Annotated in this window: 13 protein-coding genes and 1 tRNA gene; 4 read left to right on the top strand and 10 right to left on the bottom strand. The window is 64.5% G+C overall.

All coding sequences use genetic code 11. The annotated features are described in order from the left end of the window. Positions 1 to 216: 216 nt before the first annotated feature. Positions 217 to 301 (top strand) — tRNA-Leu (locus tag EN869_RS15215). A 157-nt stretch (positions 302 to 458) separates the two neighbouring features. On the opposite strand, the gene EN869_RS15210 is transcribed toward EN869_RS15215, so the two are convergent. The 7 genes from EN869_RS15210 to EN869_RS15180 all read right to left on the bottom strand — a co-directional run bounded on the left by EN869_RS15210 (position 459) and on the right by EN869_RS15180 (position 9,349). Further along, on the bottom strand, positions 459 to 3,143 hold the full coding sequence (locus EN869_RS15210) for a phosphoenolpyruvate carboxylase (protein ID WP_127228727.1): 2,685 nt from the start codon (positions 3,141 to 3,143) through the stop codon (positions 459 to 461). Positions 3,144 to 3,208: 65 nt separating this feature from the next. Further along, positions 3,209 to 4,177 (bottom strand): D-glycerate dehydrogenase, encoded by a 969-nt coding sequence (locus tag EN869_RS15205; RefSeq protein ID WP_127228726.1) that lies wholly within the window; start codon positions 4,175 to 4,177, stop codon positions 3,209 to 3,211. A gap of 88 nt (positions 4,178 to 4,265) precedes the next feature. Beyond that, entirely contained in the window at positions 4,266 to 5,165 is a 900-nt protein-coding gene (gene sucD, locus EN869_RS15200; protein ID WP_095815516.1) for a succinate--CoA ligase subunit alpha, read from the bottom strand. 13 nt (positions 5,166 to 5,178) lie between these two features. Continuing rightward, a complete protein-coding gene (locus tag EN869_RS15195; protein ID WP_127228725.1) occupies positions 5,179 to 6,366 on the bottom strand; it encodes a malate--CoA ligase subunit beta in 1,188 nt (395 codons plus the stop codon). 17 nt (positions 6,367 to 6,383) lie between these two features. After that, positions 6,384 to 7,343, bottom strand: a complete 960-nt coding sequence (locus tag EN869_RS15190) for a CoA ester lyase (protein WP_127228724.1) — start codon at positions 7,341 to 7,343, stop codon at positions 6,384 to 6,386. Between the two features lie 10 nt (positions 7,344 to 7,353). Beyond that, the gene (locus tag EN869_RS15185) at positions 7,354 to 8,544 is read right to left on the bottom strand and encodes an aminotransferase class V-fold PLP-dependent enzyme (protein ID WP_127228723.1); all 1,191 of its coding nucleotides are present in this window, start codon (positions 8,542 to 8,544) and stop codon (positions 7,354 to 7,356) included. A 133-nt stretch (positions 8,545 to 8,677) separates the two neighbouring features. Continuing rightward, positions 8,678 to 9,349: a response regulator transcription factor gene (locus EN869_RS15180; protein WP_245489317.1), complete on the bottom strand. Its 672-nt coding sequence runs from the start codon at positions 9,347 to 9,349 to the stop codon at positions 8,678 to 8,680. Between the two features lie 360 nt (positions 9,350 to 9,709). On the opposite strand from EN869_RS15180, the gene mgtE reads away from it, so the two are divergent. Continuing rightward, the gene (gene mgtE / locus EN869_RS15175; RefSeq protein WP_127228722.1) at positions 9,710 to 11,128 is read left to right on the top strand and encodes a magnesium transporter; all 1,419 of its coding nucleotides are present in this window, start codon (positions 9,710 to 9,712) and stop codon (positions 11,126 to 11,128) included. 142 nt (positions 11,129 to 11,270) lie between these two features. Then, complete coding sequence (locus EN869_RS15170) at positions 11,271 to 11,657, top strand: MerR family DNA-binding transcriptional regulator (protein ID WP_095815511.1); 387 nt, start codon at positions 11,271 to 11,273, stop codon at positions 11,655 to 11,657. A gap of 13 nt (positions 11,658 to 11,670) precedes the next feature. Here EN869_RS15170 and EN869_RS15165 read toward each other — a convergent pair whose 3' ends face one another. Both EN869_RS15165 and EN869_RS15160 read right to left on the bottom strand, forming a co-directional pair. Next, the gene (locus EN869_RS15165; RefSeq protein ID WP_127228721.1) at positions 11,671 to 13,695 is read right to left on the bottom strand and encodes an acyltransferase family protein; all 2,025 of its coding nucleotides are present in this window, start codon (positions 13,693 to 13,695) and stop codon (positions 11,671 to 11,673) included. Positions 13,696 to 13,818: 123 nt separating this feature from the next. Next, a complete protein-coding gene (locus tag EN869_RS15160) occupies positions 13,819 to 14,040 on the bottom strand; it encodes an alkylphosphonate utilization protein (protein WP_040973723.1) in 222 nt (73 codons plus the stop codon). Positions 14,041 to 14,262: 222 nt separating this feature from the next. Here EN869_RS15160 and EN869_RS15155 point away from each other — a divergent pair, with 222 nt between their 5' ends. Beyond that, positions 14,263 to 15,174 carry a DMT family transporter gene (locus tag EN869_RS15155; protein WP_127228720.1) on the top strand — a complete coding sequence of 304 codons (912 nt, stop codon included), beginning with the start codon at positions 14,263 to 14,265 and terminating at the stop codon, positions 15,172 to 15,174. Positions 15,175 to 15,192: 18 nt separating this feature from the next. On the opposite strand, the gene EN869_RS15150 is transcribed toward EN869_RS15155, so the two are convergent. Next, positions 15,193 to 15,678 carry a RidA family protein gene (locus EN869_RS15150; protein WP_127228719.1) on the bottom strand — a complete coding sequence of 162 codons (486 nt, stop codon included), beginning with the start codon at positions 15,676 to 15,678 and terminating at the stop codon, positions 15,193 to 15,195. Positions 15,679 to 15,852: the final 174 nt, after the last annotated feature.

The following is a 15,852-nucleotide window of genomic DNA, read 5'->3' as shown; positions in this document are numbered from 1 at the left end:
ATGCATGCCGCGATCCCAAAATCGCGTTTCACCTTTGGGCGGCATGCGTCTGCGCTTATATGGCGGCAATCTGCCGAGACGTCCAGTTCCGGCAATGCGCCGCCGGCCCGTAGAGGGTTGTGCAAATGAGCGACGAATATTCCGCACAGCGCACTTGTTTCGCCGGAAACGATTTGCTACAGGCCCCGGGCCGGACGGTTCCGGCTCCTACCACGTGCGGTCGTGGCGGAATTGGTAGACGCGCAGCGTTGAGGTCGCTGTGGGGCAACCCGTGGAAGTTCGAGTCTTCTCGACCGCACCATTCTCCCCAGAGATGTTACTTGGATGACCTCGCAAGCCGACGGACGGTGGGCGCGTCGTCTCCATTCCGCGGGCCAAAACAGAAGCGGCGCCAAGTACTGAGGACCGCGCCGCTGCTTTGAGTTTTCCAGTCGGTTACTGAGCATGAGGGCCGAACCCTAGCCCGTCCACCCAAGGCCGGCTGAGATGCAGTTGATCGAGACGAGCAAGGCGTCGGTCGCCCGCCTCCGATCCACTGTCCCGGTGCTTGCCCGGACCTCGCGCAACAAATCGACCTGCAAACAATGAATGTCGTCCATCTGCCGGCGCAGGTTGTCGAAACGCCGCTTGAACATCGGAAAGCGCGCGGAAAGGTCGCCTCCCGTGAGGTCGCCGATCAGGCGTCGCGTCAGTTCGTATTCGGCGGCGATGCGGGCGTAGATTCGGGCCGCTGCGTCGCTGTCGGACACCAGGCCGGCATAGAGCCGCGCTATCTCCATGTCGGACTGGTAGAGCGTCTTTTCGGCCTCATCGACGATCAGGCGGAAGAAGCGCGAATGCTCGAACATGCGAGCCAAAAGCTCGCGCCCAGCCTCGCCGCGCACCGTGACGAAGGCGCTGAGCGCGCTGCCGATGCCATACCAGCCGGTCAGCAGGTGACGGTTCTGGCTCCAGGCGAACACCCATGGAATGGCGCGCAGGTCGGCAATGCCGCTGGCGCCGAAACGGCGATCCGGGCGCGAGCCCATTTTCAAGAGCGCCAGTTCGGCGACCGGGCTCGCCTGGTTGAAATAATCGAGGAAGCCCGGCTCGGCCATCAATCCGGCATAAGATGCCTGCGACATTCCCGCCAGCGCTTCCAGCGCTTCGTCGAACTCCGGCGATTCCTTCACCCCGGCATCGCGCGGTGATCGGGCGCCATGCGCCAGCACAGCGGCGGCGAGAACCTCGAGCTGGTTGAGGCCGGTGCCGCGATTGGCGAATTTCGACGACACGACCTCGCCCTGCTCGGTCACCCGCATGGACCCGGCGACGGTGCCCAGCGGCTGCGCCGCGATCGCGCGGCCGGTCGGCGCGCCGCCACGGCTGACGGAGCCGCCGCGGCCGTGGAAGAAGCTGATCCTGGTGTTGTGTTTGCGGCCGATGGCGGCGAGGCGCTTTTGCGCTTTTGCCAGTTCCCAATTGGAGGCGAGGAAGCCGCCATCCTTGTTGGAATCCGAATAGCCAAGCATGATTTCCTGGCGCGCGCCGAAATCGCGCACTGTGCGACGCACCAGCGAAACGCCGAGCAGTCCGTTCAGAATGGCGGGCGCGGCCTGCAGGTCGGCGATGGTCTCGAACAACGGCACGATCCGCAGCCTGATCGTGCCGCCACCGCCGGGCGCGGTCGACAGCCCGCAATATTGCGCGAGCAGATAGACCGCGAGCAGATCGTCGGCCGAACGGGTCATGCTGAGCACGAAGGAGCCGACCGCGTCGGGATCAGAGCCCGAGATTTGCCTGGCAACAACCGAGAATGTCGAAAGCAGTTCGGCTGCCTCCGGCGAGAGCCGCGCTTCGTCGATCTCCAGCCGCTCGCCCTGGCTGAGGGCTGCGCGAATGCGCGCCGACCATTGCGGTGTGCCGGGGGCGACCGGATCGGCGGGATCCGTCAGCGCAAACAGCTCGGCCAGCACCCGGTTGACGACCGTGGAGTTCTGCCGGATGTCGAGCGAAACAGTGCGGAAACCAAAACTTCCGACCTGCCAAAGCAGTGGCTGGACGAAACGCCTGGCCACCGCGCGCCCGCCAATCGCTTCGAGGACCGAAGACAGCGCGCTCAGATCGGCGCGAAACGCCTCCGCTGACAGGTATGCCGCCTTGCCGCCGTCGCGCGTGGCGACCAGCCGTGCAAGCAGGGCCGAAGCGAACTGGCGGAGCGGTTCGTCAGGGTTGCGGGCGGCGATCTCTCGCGCATCGCCGCTCTTATTAAGCGCGGTTTGCAGCACCGGCTTGAAGCTGGCCGGCAGCTCGATGACGTTCGAGCTGGCGCTGAGCACCGACACCAGCCGCTGCACCTGCGTCAGATACCAGCCTATGGCGGTGTCGCGGTATTCGGCCATGGCATGGGCGGTGACCTCGGCCGTCACATTCGGATTGCCGTCGCGGTCGCCGCCGATCCACGAGGCGTAGCGCATGAAGGAGGGAATCTTGATCGGCTCGCCTGGATAGTGGCGCTCGAAGGCGCCCTGAAGCTTGCCATAGAGCTGCGGCGTCGCCTCGAAGATGACTTCGCGGAAGAAATGCAGGCCCCAGGCGATCTCGCGTTCCACCGTCGGGCGCTCCAGCCGCAGCTCGCCGGTCATCCACAAGAGCTCGATCTCGCTTTCCAGATCGGCGACCAGCAGGTCGCGTTCACGCGGCGCCCAGCGCGGCTGGTCGAGCTCGGTCAGCTTGCGGTAGATGCGGCGGTGGATCTCCAGCACCGTGACGCGCTTGGCTTCGGTCGGATGCGCGGTCATGGTCGGGCCGACGCAAAGCGCATCGAGCGCCGCCTGGGCCTCCGCCGCCGAGAGCCCGTTCGCCGCCATCTGGGCAATCACACTTGCGAAGGACCCGGGCACGTCGCCGACGCCCGCGCCCTGTTCGAGTTCGCGCCGCGCCCGCATGGCAAGCAGTTCGTCGGCAATCGTCAGAAGCTGGAACCAGACGCCGCTCGCCTGAAGCGCCGGGATGCGCTGCTCGGGGGCGAGGGAGACGAGCGACCTGCGTCCGCTCAACACGGCGGCGATCTCGGGCTCGCGCGCACTTGCGACCTGAAGCAGCAGGCGCAACAGCAGGCTGCGCTCGTCCTCACGAAATCTTATGCGCTTGCTCTGTTCCAAAGCCGCTTCCTCGTCCGCATCGATTGCATTGCCGCCGCGCCCTGAACCGAGAGCGGCGCCGGCTGTCAGGCGACGCGATCGGGGATCGGGCGACCTTCGAAGAAGGCGGTGAGGTTCTCCACCACCTTCATGCCCATCGCCACGCGTGTTTCCTCGGTCGCGCTGCCGAGATGCGGCAACAGCACGACGTTTTCCAAGCGCTTCAGCGCCTCCGGAACGGCAGGCTCTTCCGCAAAGACGTCGAGACCCGCGCCGGCGATCTCGCGCCTTTCCAGCGCGTCGATCAGGGCATCCTGATCAACCACATCGCCGCGCGCCGAGTTGATCAGGAACGCGCCGGCTTTCATCAAACGCAGGCGCCGAGCATCGATGAGATGGCGGTTTTCCGCGCCGCCGGGACAGTGCAGCGACACGAAGTCGGACACTGCCAGCACATCGTCCAGATTTGGCATCTGCACCGCGCCCATGGCGCGCGTCTCTTCGTCATCGACTGGCGAGCGATTGAAGAACACGATCTTCATGCCGAAGCCGAAATGCGCGCGCCTGGCGGTCGCCTTGCCGATGCGCCCCATGCCGACGATGCCCAAGGTCTTGCCCGATACTTTCGCGCCGGCCATGTGGGTCGGCGACCAGCCGCGCCATTCACCGGCCCTGAGCTGCCGCTCGCCTTCACCGGTCCGGCGCGCGACGGCCAAGATGAGGCTGAGCGCAAGGTCGGCGGTGCAATCGGTCAGCACGCCGGGCGTGTTGGTCACCACGATATCGCGGTCGCGGGCCGCCGCGATGTCGATATGGCTGAAGCCGACGCCGAAATTGGCGATGATCCTGGTGCGGGCGGCGCTGTCGGGAAACACTGCAACCGGCAAGCGGTCGCTGACCGTTGCCAGGATCGCGTCATAATCCGCGAAGGCGGACGTCATGGCGGCAGGGCTTAGCGGCTCGTCGCTGGCGTTGAGCGTGGTGTCGAAGCGCTCGGCGAGGATCGCTTCAACGGCGGCCGGCCATCTGCGGGTGACAATCAAACGCGGTTTCATGGTATTTCCTGCCGATCGGTGGGCCGCCGCGATCCTTCCGCCGACCCGAACAGATTTTACAGCTATGCGGCCTTCGCCCGGTCGGGCGTCAGGCCGCCTTCTTGGTCCGCGCCAGCGTATCGGCCACGACCTCGCCGAACGAGGCGGGGGTCGGCACGATGACGACGCCGGCTTCCTTCAGGATCTCGACCTTCTCCTGCGCAGACTCGCCGAAGGCGGAAATGATGGCGCCGGCGTGGCCCATGCGGCGACCTTTCGGAGCGGACAGGCCGGCGATATAGGCGATCAGCGGCTTCCGCATATTGTCGCGCGCCCAGATCGCGGCTTCGGCCTCCTGCGGGCCGCCGATCTCGCCGATCATCACCACGGCGTCGGTGTCGTCGTCGCGCTCGAAGAGCTGCAGGATGTCCTTGAAGGACGAGCCGTTGATCGGGTCGCCGCCGATGCCGACGCTGGTCGAGACACCGATGCCCAGCGCCTTCATCTGCGAGGCGGCCTCGTAGCCCAGCGTGCCGGAGCGTCCGACGATGCCGACGCGGCCAGGCAGATAGATGCTGCCCGGCATGATGCCCATCAGCGCCTGTCCAGGCGTGATGACGCCGGCGCAGTTGGGGCCGACCAGGCGCATGCGGTCCTCGAAGCGGTAGCGTCGCATGTAGCGCTTGACCTGCATCATGTCCTGCGAGGGGATGCCGTCGGTGATGCAGACGCAGAGTTTTATCCCCGCATCCGCCGCTTCCATGATCGAATCCGCCGCGAAGGGCGGCGGCACGAAGACGATGCTGGCCTCTGCGCGGGTCTCGCGAACCGCGCCCTTGACGGTGTTGAAGACCGGCAGCCCGAGATGCGTCTGGCCGCCCTTGCCGGGGGTGACGCCGCCGACCAGCTTGGTGCCGTAGCGCTTCATGTCCTCGGCATGGAAGCTGCCGATCTTGCCGGTGAAACCCTGGACGATGACGCGGGTGCTGCGGTTGAGCAGGATTGCCATTTCTCGACCTCCCTCAGGCTGCTTTTTTGTTCTTGGTGGCTTCGCGCCAGGCGGCGACGGCCTTTTCGGCGGCTTCGGCCAGCGTGTCGGCGACAATCACCGCCTCGCCGGAGTCGGCCAGGATCTTGCGGCCTTCCTCCACCTTGGTGCCGGACAGGCGCACCACCAGCGGCACGTCGACGCCGACCTCGCGGATCGCCTTGATCACGCCTTCGGCCACCCAGTCGCAGCGGTTGATGCCGGCGAAGATGTTGACCAGGATGGTCTCGACATTCTTGTCGCCGAGCACGGCGCGGAAGGATTTCGCCACCCGCTCGGGCGAGGCGCCGCCGCCGATGTCGAGGAAGTTGGCCGGCTCGCCGCCGGCGATCTTGATCATGTCCATCGTCGCCATGGCGAGGCCGGCGCCGTTGATGATGCAGCCGATATTGCCGTCCAAGCCGACATAGGAGAGGCCGCGGTCGCTGGCGAAGGTTTCGCGCGGGTCTTCCTGGCTCTTGTCGCGCAGCTCGGAGATTTCCGGGCGGCGGAACAGCGCGTTCTCGTCGAACGACATCTTTGCATCGAGCGCGACCAGGCTGCCGTCACGCGTCACCACCAGCGGATTGATCTCCAGCATCGAGGCGTCGTAGTCGCGGAACACCTGGTAGCAGCCGAGGATGGTTTCGGTCGCCTTGCCGATCAGGTTGCTTTCCAGCCCGAGGCCGAAGGCGATCTCGCGCGCCTGAAAACCCTGCATGCCGACGCCGGGATCGACGGTGGCGCGGATGATCGAATCCGGCTGCTTCTCGGAGATGTCCTCGATCTCCATGCCGCCGGCGGCCGACGCCACGATCATGACGCGCTCTTCCTTACGGTCGAGCACGAAACCGAGATAGAGCTCCTGCGCGATGTCGACGGCTTCCTCGAGGTAGAGGCGCGAGATCAGCTTGCCACGCGGGCCGGTCTGGTGGGTGACCAGCTTGCGGCCTAGCATGGCTTCCGCGGCGCTGGAGATCTCCTCGTCGTTCGAGCAGAGCTTGATGCCGCCGGCCTTGCCGCGCGCGCCGGAATGGACCTGCGCCTTCAGCACCCATTTCGAGCCGCCGATCTCCCTGGCACGGTAGGTCGCCTGCTCGGGGCTGTAGGCGAGGCCGCCGCGCGGCACATGCACGCCATGACGGGCAAGCAGTTCCTTGGCCTGGTATTCGTGAATGTCCATCTTGTCCTCCCGTAGTTCTATTGCGCGGCATGCGCCTGGCTGGCGCGCTCGATCGCCTCGTTGACCACCAGCACGTTGCGCGCCATGCGCTCCGAAGCGGCATCGATCATCTTGCCGTCGAGCGCGGCGGCCCCTTTGCCGGCCGCTTCCGCTTCCTTCAGCACTTCGAGGATGCGGCGGGCGCGCGTGACCTCTTTCTCAGGCGGCGAAAACACGTCGTTGGCGAGGGCAATCTGCGAAGGGTGGATCGCCCATTTGCCTTCGATGCCGAGCGCCGCGGCGCGCCTGGCGGCCGCCCTGTAGCCTTCCGGATCGGAGAAATCGCCGAACGGGCCGTCGATGGCGCGCAGGCCATAGGCGCGGCAGGCAACGGTCATGCGCGACAAAGCGAAATGCCACTGGTCACCGGGATAGTCGGGATTGAGCCCGCCGATGTTGACGGTGCGCGCCTTATTGCTGGCGGCATAGTCCGCAACGCCGAAATGCATCGCTTCCAGCCGGCCGGGCGTGGCGGCGATCGCCTCGACATTGGCCATGCCGAGCGCCGTCTCAATCAGCGCTTCGAGACCGACGCGGGTCTTGAAACCCTTGGCCATCTCGATCTGGTTGACCATGGCTTCGACCATGTAGAGGTCGGCCGGCACGCCGACCTTTGGCACCAGGATCGTATCCAGCTTGTCGCCAGCCTGTTCCATGACATCGACCACGTCGCGGTACATATAATGGGTGTCGAGGCCGTTGATGCGTACCGAGACGGTCTTGCCTTTGGCGCGCCAGTCGATGTCGTTCAGCGCCTGGATAATGTTCTTGCGGGCGCGCTCCTTGTCGGTGGGCGCCACCGCATCCTCGATGTCGAGGAAGACGAAGTCGGCGGCGCTGTTTGCCGCCTTGTCGATCATCTCCGGGCTCGAACCCGGCACGGCCAGTTCGCTGCGCTGGAGTCTGAGCTTCTTCAGGTGGTTGATGGTGTGGCTCATGGTCCGCTCCTCACGCCGCCTTGGCGACCGGCATGTCGGCGGTGCGGCGGAAGTGCTCGATCGCCGCCGCCACGCCCGAGCCGGGCGCCAAGCGTACGCCGCAGTCGAGCAGCGTCATTTCGGCGGCCGACAGCGAGGCCAGCACCATCACCTCATTCAGCCAGCCGAGATGGCCGATGCGGAAGACCTTGCCGGCAACCTTGTTGAGGCCGCCGCCGAGCGATGTCTGGTAGGCGTTGTAGGCGCGCTTGACGACGTTGGCGCTGTCGATGCCTTCCGGCACCAGGATGGCGCTGACCGTGTCGGAGTGCCATTGCGGTGTCTTGGCACAAAGCTTCAGGCCCCACGCGTCGACCGCCTTGCGCACGCCTTCGGCCAAGCGGTGGTGGCGGGCAAAGATGTTCTCCAGCCCTTCCTCGGCGATGAGGTCGAGCGAGGCGCGCAGGCCGCGCAGCAGCTGGGTGGCCGGCGTGTAGGGGAAATAGCCGGCATCATTGGTGCGGATCATGTCCTCGAAGGAAAAGTAGCAATGCCGGTGCGTGGCGACCCGCGAAGCGGCAAGCGCCTTCTGGCTGACCGACAGGAAGCCGAGACCGGCTGGCAGCATGAAGCCCTTCTGCGAACCGCTGACGGCGCAGTCGACGCCCCATTCCTCCTGACGGAAATCGATCGAGCCGATCGAGGAGACGCCGTCGACGAAGAGGAGCGCCGGATGGTTCACGGCGTCGAGCGCGGCGCGACAGCCGGCGACGTCGCTGGTGACGCCGGTCGCGGTCTCGTTCTGGGTGCAGAAGACGGCCTTGATGCGGTGCGCCTTGTCGGCGCGGAGCTTTTCGGCATAGAGCTCCAGCGGGACGCCGGTGCCCCATTCGCAGTCGATGACATCGACCTCGAAGCCTAGGCGTTCGGCCATGTCGACCCAGAGATGCGAGAACTGGCCGAAGCGCGACATCAGCACCTTGTCGCCGGGGCTGAGCACGTTCGTCATCGCCGCTTCCCAGGCGCCGGTGCCGGACGACGGGTAGATGAAGACGCGGCCCGTCTCGTTCTTGAAGACCTTTTTGATGTCCTCGAACAGCGGCAGCGTCAGGTTGGGGAAGGAGCCGGCGCGCATATCCTCCATCGGCAGGTTCATGGCCTGCCGGACCTGCTCCGGAATGTTGGTGGGTCCTGGGATGAAGAGGTGGGTGACCCCAGCCATGCGCGAAACTCCTCCGATCGTTGGGATTGTGGAGGAATTCTCGTTTTGAACAGGCTCGCCAACAACACCTTGCCGGGTAAGTTGTTGGCCCTTGCGGGTGGGATGGTCCTACCCGATTGGCGACCTCGGCGGCCTACCCGATAGGCGATTTCGAGTTGCGGCGCTTCTCGCTGGAATAGAGCGCGACGGCCATGGCGCGGTTGCGCACGTCGAGCTTGTCGTAGAGATTCTTGAGGTGGTATTTCACCGTGTTCTCGGAAATCCCTGTCCGCGTGGCGATCTGCAGGTTGGTCCAGCCGTCGGAAAGCACCGCCAGCAATTCGCGCTCGCGCACGGTAAGGCGGGACAGCGGCGTGTCGTTGACCTTGTTGATGTCGATATACGGGATGCAGATGCGGCCATGCGCGACCGCCAGGATCGTCTCGAAGATCACCGGCGGATCGTCAAACTGGAAGCAATACCCTTGAGCGCCGAGGCGCACGCATTGCTTCAGGATGCCGATGTCGTGGTCGTTGGAGAAAACGGTGATGCGCACGCCAAGCTGGCGGCTCTGAACTTCCGTGAGCACGTCGGCGCCGTCCATGTCGGCGAGCTTCCAGCCGATGACGCCGACATCGAACTTCGTGGCGGCGGCCAGTTCCAGGAATTGCGAGCCGCTGTGCACGGCGCTGAGCAGATCGAAGCGGCCGTCACATTCCAGCATTTCACGCAGCGCGGAGACAACGAGCGGATTGCGTTCGGCAACGACCACGCGAACGCGCCGCTCGGTATTTGCCTCGTTCGTCTTTGCGGACTTGATGTTCAAGGGCAGCGTTTGTCCTCGATCGGTTAGGGGACGCGCAGACCCTGATGGATCCTGCATCATGACAATTCTGCCTCAACGGGGAAGGGGTGCTCTTTCCCCAGCGACATGCGCTGTCGCGTCGGCTGGAGGGATTGTCACAGCTGCGACGCGTAGTGAGCCAGCGACCCCGTGGGCAAGATCGCCGCGATATTTCTTCGGCTATTCCGGGCTCTAGCGCGACATCTTCGCAAGACGAATCGCGTCGCCGCGCTATCTGCCGCAAAGGTCTGGGATTTCTCCGAAAGCGGTTTCCGGTTTGCGGAGTCATGCGCTAGACCTGACTTTGAACCCTTTCCGAATCCCTGTTGGCGGGAGGCGCTGGTGGAAGTCCAGGACAGAGAGACGACCGGCGCCGCGCCCGCCGAGGAGCACCACGCCGACATCTATGGCGAGAACGGCGCCGTGCGCGCTTCATTCCTTGCCCAGATCGGCGCGGCGATCGCCGACCGCGACACGATCACGCTCAAGCGCGAAGTTGACGATCTGCACCAGTCGGAGCTCGGCGACGTGCTGGAGGCGCTGCATCCCGAACAGCGCCGCGCGCTGGTCGAATTGCTCGGCTCCGACTTCGACTTCTCCGCGCTGACCGAAGTCGACGAAGCGATCCGCATGGACATCGTCGACAATCTGCCCAACGAGCAGATCGCGCAGGCCGTTCAGGAGCTCGATTCCGACGACGCCGTCTACATTCTGGAAGACCTCGATCAGGAGGACCAGGACGAGATTCTGTCGCAACTGCCGTTCACCGAGCGCATTCGTTTGCGGCGCGCGCTGGACTATCCGGAAGAGACGGCCGGCCGGCGCATGCAGACCGAGTTCGTCGCCGTGCCGCCATTCTGGACGATCGGGCAGACCATCGACTACATGCGCGAGGACAAGAACCTCCCCGACCGCTTCAGCCAGATCTTCGTCATCGACCCGAGCTTCAAGCTGCTCGGCGCCATCGACCTCGACCAGATCCTGCGCAGCAAGCGCGCGGTCATGGTCGAGGATGTCATGCATGAGACGCTGCACGCGATCCCGGCCACGATGGACCAGGAAGAGGCGGCCCGCGAGTTCGAGCAATACAATTTGCTCTCCGCCGCGGTGGTCGACGAGAACGGGCGACTGGTAGGCGTGCTGACGATCGACGACGTGGTCGACGTCATCCAGGAAGAGGCGGAAGAAGACCTTCTGCGCATGGGCGGCGTCGGCGACGAAGAACTGTCGGATACGGTGCTCGCCACCTCGCGCTCGCGCGTGCCCTGGCTGCTGATCAACCTTTTGACCGCTTTCCTCGCTGCGTCGGTTATCGGCCTGTTCGACCGTACGATCGAGCATATCGTGGCGCTTGCGGTGCTGATGCCGATTGTGGCCGGCATGGGCGGCAATGCCGGCTCGCAGACGATGACGGTCACCGTGCGTGCGCTGGCGACCAGGGACCTCGACATCTACAACGCTGCGCGCATCATCCGCCGCGAGCTCGGCGTCGGCTTCATCAATGGCGTGGTGTTCGCCGTGCTGATCGGCATGGTCGCCGGCTTCTGGTTCCGCGACGCCAATCTGGGCGGCATCATCGCAGCGGCGATGATCATCAACATGTTCGCCGCGGCGCTTGCGGGCATCCTGATCCCGCTGGTGCTCGATCGCTTCAAGATCGATCCGGCGGTGGCCTCGGCGGTCTTCGTCACCACCGTCACCGACTGCGTCGGCTTCTTTGCTTTCCTTGGACTGGCGACGTGGTGGTTTAGCGTGCCCTAAAATCAGCAAGCCGCGTTAATTGACTTTTACGTAAATGCCGTGCGAGGCTGCCCCGGGTTAAGTGCCGATTCCGGCACGAAAGGGTCTGATCGGCGGGAAGGGCGACGCTCCAGGCGGCGGTGTCCGGACTTTGGGAGCGGGAATGCGGGAATATTATACGATCACCGAGCTGACACGCGAATTCGACGTGTCGACGCGGACGTTGCGTTTCTACGAGGACGAAGGGCTGGTGCAGCCTGTAAGGCGCGGCCGCACGCGGCTGTTTCGCCCATCCGACCGGCATCTCATCCGTCAAATCATGCGCGGAAAAAGGCTCGGCTTCTCGATCAACGAGATCCGCGAGATCATCCAGATGTACAAGGAGCCGCCGGGCGAGGTCGGCCAGCTCAAGCTGATGATCCGGCGCATCGAGGAAAAGCGCGAGGATCTGCGCCAGAAGCGGCGCGACCTCGAAGAGACGCTGGCCGAGCTGGACCAGGCGGAGGAGTCCTGCGTGGAGCGGCTGGCTGAACTCGGCGTGAATACCTGAAGGCATCCACGCCCTAAGATGACGAAGGACGGGCGCCCCCGCTCTGCCTTCCAGCCTTCGATATCACCCTTTTCTCCACATCGGGCTCCAGCGATTGCGCGAAGGGCGTGGCCATATGGTGCTGGTCGCGGAAGGCGAGCTTGCCGTCGATGAAGACGTGGCAAATGGTGGCGCTGCAGAAGCGGTCGGTGAGGTCGACATAGCTCGCATTGGGGATGCTGTCGACGATGTCGCGCTCCACCGCTGCCATCTTGTCGTTGGCGGCATAGGCGCGCGTCTGGTCGCAGCGCGAGGGCGTGTCGTCCCGCCACAGCGCCCGCGCCACGCAGGTGTCGACATTGGCGTTGTTGAACGGCACGTCGCGGATGAAGGCGACCTTGAGGCCGGCCTTGCTCAGGCTGGTTAGCGTGGAGCGCAGGCCGGCCCGCCAGTCGGCGTCCTGGTTTGCCGTGTCGCCGTCGCGGCCCGCCATCTTGCGCCCGCTGGTCAGCGCCAGTTCCGAGATGACCACCAGCGCCGGCCTCGCCTGGATGATCTCGTTGATCGCCTGCTCGCGCCAGCGGTCGCATTCCGCGTAGGCGCGCTTGAGCTCGGATGACCAGACGCTGATGCGCGAGGCGCGGCAGGAGTTCTTCAGCCAGGTCACCACCCGGTAGCGGTGTTTCCGGCCCGCTTCGATCAGCGGCGTCGACCAGTGATCGGCGTGGGAGTCGCCGAACAAGGCGATCATGCGCTGACCATCGCCGAACACACAAGGCTTCGGCGTCACCGTCTCGTAGTCCTGCACGCAGCCCGCCTTGGCGCGGGCTGTGGAAGGTTGGGCGGCGCTCGCCGCGATGATGCGCTGCTCCGGATCGAGGTCATGCGCGGCAAGCCTGGCATTGCCATAGGCGGCTGCGACGCCGGTGCCGGTCAGGAGGAGGGCCGGCACCAGCGCCCGCGCCGCATTGGCCATCAGCCAGCCGTTGCGACGGATAGGGTTCTCGACGAGATGGTAGCTGAGGGTGGAGAGCGCCAGCGTCAGCGCGAGGCAGAACAGCCGCTCGACCGGCGTCAGCTCCGGCGCCAGCATGCCGGCATAGACGATGACCGGCCAATGCCAGAGATAGATCGAGTAGGAGAGCTTGCCGATCCATTGCAAAGGCGGCAGCGCCAGGGCGGCGTTCACGTAATTCCGTTCGGAATTGCGCAAACAAGGAGTGCCGTCCCTGGCGCCTGCCGCTCCCGCCTTGAGCAGAAGGACCGTACCGGCCACCGGCAGAAGCGCCAGAAAGCCGGGGAAGGGAGCGTCCTCGCTGAAGGTGAGATAAGCGACCCCGATCATCGTCAGGCCGGTCAGGCTCAACGCCCGCCCCAGCAGCGGACGCCCCTGCAACAGCCGCGCCGGCGCCATCGATGCGAGGCCGCCGGCGGCAAATTCCCATGCGCGCAGCGGCGAAAAGTAAAAAGCCCAGGGCTGCGACACGCTGGTCAGCCAGGCACACAGGATGAAGGAGACGAGGCCGATAGCGGCGATCGCAAGCGTGATGGATCGTTTGCCGGGGTTCAACCATGCGGCCAGCATCAGGAGCGCCGGCCAGGCGAGATAGAATTGCTCCTCGACCGACAGCGACCAGTAATGGATGAACGGGTTCGATGTGGCGTCATTGGCGAAATAGTCGAATGACCAGCGGATCAGCCACAGATTGATCATATAGGCCGAGGCGAACATCGCGCCCTTGGAATAGAGCGCCTGCTCCTCCGGCGACAGGATCAGCGCGCCGACGGCAAGTGTCGCGACGATGACGAACAGCGCCACGGGCAGCAGCCTGCGGGCGCGCCGGGCGTAGAAGCGCAACAGGTCGATCCGGTCGGTGCCGGAAATCTCGGCGACGAGATGGCGGGTGATCAGATAGCCCGAAATGACGAAGAAGATGTCGACCCCGACAAAGCCGCCGGGCAGAGCCGTCAGGCCGAAATGGAAGGCGACGACGCCTGCCACGGCCAGTGCCCGCAACCCTTCGATATCGGGCCGGAAGTCCTGCGCTGATGCTGACACGAATACGAACCTCGTGAATGTTCGTTCGTATCCCGCCTGCGGCAAAGCCTCGGCCCTAGGCGCCGATATCGCAATGCAACAAATCTAACGCAGTGCAACATAAGGGGAGATAGGTTCCCGCAATCACGCCTTCTTCAGGAACTCCGTCTTCAGCACCAGGCCCTTCACCTGTTTGGTGTTGCATTCAATCTCGCCGGGATTGCCGTTGAGGCGGATGTTCTTCACGAGCGTGCCGCGCTTGATCGTTTCGGACGTGCCCTTGACCTTGAGGTCCTTGATCAGGGTCACGGAGTCGCCGTCCTTCAGCGGCGTGCCGTTGCTGTCTTTCACGATAACGTCGGTCATGGCGGGTCGGTCTTTCCTCGATTGAATGGCATGCGCTCGCCTATCGCGCCGGCGAGGACCTGGTCAAGCCGCCTCTCACCCCGTACCGACGCCGATTTGCCGTTCGCGCCTGGCGCCCGCGATCTTATGTAATTTTAGAGTATGCTTTTTTAGAACCAACTTGCCCTCCCGATAATCCCGGCTCATCATCGTCGTGGACGCGTAGCCTGGGAGGGGTCGTCCTTGGCAGATGCGGTAGACGTCAATACGGGCAACCGTGGTGACTCACGGCTGGGCATCCTGCTCGTTCTCACCGCTGCGCTCGCCTGGAGCACCATGGGCCTGTTCGTGCGCATGTTGCCGGACGTCGACATATGGAACGTCGTTTTTTGGCGCTGCATCTTTGGCGGACCATCAATTGTCGCTCTCGCCATGATCGAACGGAAGCGTTGGTCGTTGGATTGGCGACGAACCATGGTGCCTGCGGGCAGCGCGACGACCGCACTCATCGCCACCGGTCTCTTCTCCTCCATTTACTCCATGCAGAACACCACCATCGCGAATGGCGGCGTCATCTACTCCACGGTTCCTTTCATGGCAGCCGTTCTTGCCTGGCTATGGTTCCGCGAACGGCCCTGTGTCAGTACGATTTTCTGCACATTTGTGGCCATGGCAGGTGTCGTCGTGACCGTCCGCGGTACCGTCAGCGCCGGTGGTGGACATCTGAAAGGCGATCTTGCTATGGTCTACGTGGCCTTCGCGATCGCGATGATGACCGTCATCATGCGCCGCTATCGCGACACGCCGATGCTGGAATCTGCAGCTCTCGGCAACATCGTCGCGGCCATTTTTGCGTTCTTTTTCGCCGCTCCATTCAGTATCCCCATCGGCGAAATGGCACTACTCGGTCTTTTCGGGATCGTCACGCAAGGCGTCGCTCTCGGGGTCTACACGATGGGCGCGCGGCGCCTGCCGGCCGCCCAAGCCACCTTGCTCAGCTCGGCGGAGATGCCGATGGGGCCGCTATGGGTCTGGTTGTTCTTCAGTGAGATGCCGGCGATGGAAACCTTCGCGGGCGGCTCTTTGGTGCTTGCGGCAATCCTGGGGAACATTGCTGCCGAGCTGCGAGCCGGTCCAACCGTAGAGGCCGCCTAAGCCGAGGAAATCCGGGCCTCACCCCCCAATCATCACCTCGGCCTCGATCTCGACCGGGAAATTCAGGGGCAGGGCGACGACGCCGATCGCCGTGCGCGCGTGAGGGCCGATCTCCGGGCCGAAGACCTCGAGGATGAGGTCGGAAAAGCCGTTCATCACCGCCGGCGTCTCGGTGAAGCGCAGGGCCGAATTGACCATGCCGTGCACGCGGCACCAGCCGGTGATCCGGTCGAGGCTGCCGAGCTCGCGCTTCAGGCTGCCGAGCATCGACAGCCCGACCTTGCGCGCCGATCCCCACGCCTCCTCCAGCGACACGCTCTCGCCGACCGCGCCGAACGGGCCGGCAAGCGAGCCGTCCGGCTCCTGCGGCCCATGGCCGGAAATATAAGCGCGGTCGCCGCGCACATTGACCCAGGGAAAAGGCAGAACCATGCCCGGCGGAAGGTTCAAGGGCGGCGGCAGCACGATGCCGAGCGCGGCAAGCTTTTCGTCGGCACCCGGCATGGCGTGGCCTCCCTCGACGCCATTTCAGCGCCGTGTCCGAGCTTTCCGGTTCGTCGCCCATCCGTTAAGGATGACTAATAAAATTGGCTGGCGGCTTATCGGCTTACCGGCCAATTGTTAGGCGGCAGTTGCAGGGCGCCAAATTTAGCCCCCGCTTGACGCGGCGGATGCCGG

The organism is Mesorhizobium sp. M2D.F.Ca.ET.226.01.1.1 (assembly GCF_004022705.2).
GTDB lineage: Bacteria > Pseudomonadota > Alphaproteobacteria > Rhizobiales > Rhizobiaceae > Mesorhizobium.
Note: the sequence above shows the minus strand (reverse complement) of the source record. Positions and strands in the feature narration are given on the sequence as shown.

What these genes read in the sequence shown, in the direction of transcription:
- EN869_RS15205 (WP_127228726.1), bottom strand. Translation starts at nt 4,177, where the DNA reads ATGAAACCGCGTTTGATTGTCACCCGCAGATGGCCGGCCGCCGTTGAA.
- sucD (WP_095815516.1), bottom strand. Translation starts at nt 5,165, where the DNA reads ATGGCAATCCTGCTCAACCGCAGCACCCGCGTCATCGTCCAGGGTTTC.
- EN869_RS15195 (WP_127228725.1), bottom strand. Translation starts at nt 6,366, where the DNA reads ATGGACATTCACGAATACCAGGCCAAGGAACTGCTTGCCCGTCATGGC.
- EN869_RS15190 (WP_127228724.1), bottom strand. Translation starts at nt 7,343, where the DNA reads ATGAGCCACACCATCAACCACCTGAAGAAGCTCAGACTCCAGCGCAGC.
- EN869_RS15185 (WP_127228723.1), bottom strand. Translation starts at nt 8,544, where the DNA reads ATGGCTGGGGTCACCCACCTCTTCATCCCAGGACCCACCAACATTCCG.
- EN869_RS15170 (WP_095815511.1), top strand. Translation starts at nt 11,271, where the DNA reads ATGCGGGAATATTATACGATCACCGAGCTGACACGCGAATTCGACGTG.
- EN869_RS15160 (WP_040973723.1), bottom strand. Translation starts at nt 14,040, where the DNA reads ATGACCGACGTTATCGTGAAAGACAGCAACGGCACGCCGCTGAAGGAC.
- EN869_RS15150 (WP_127228719.1), bottom strand. Translation starts at nt 15,678, where the DNA reads ATGCCGGGTGCCGACGAAAAGCTTGCCGCGCTCGGCATCGTGCTGCCG.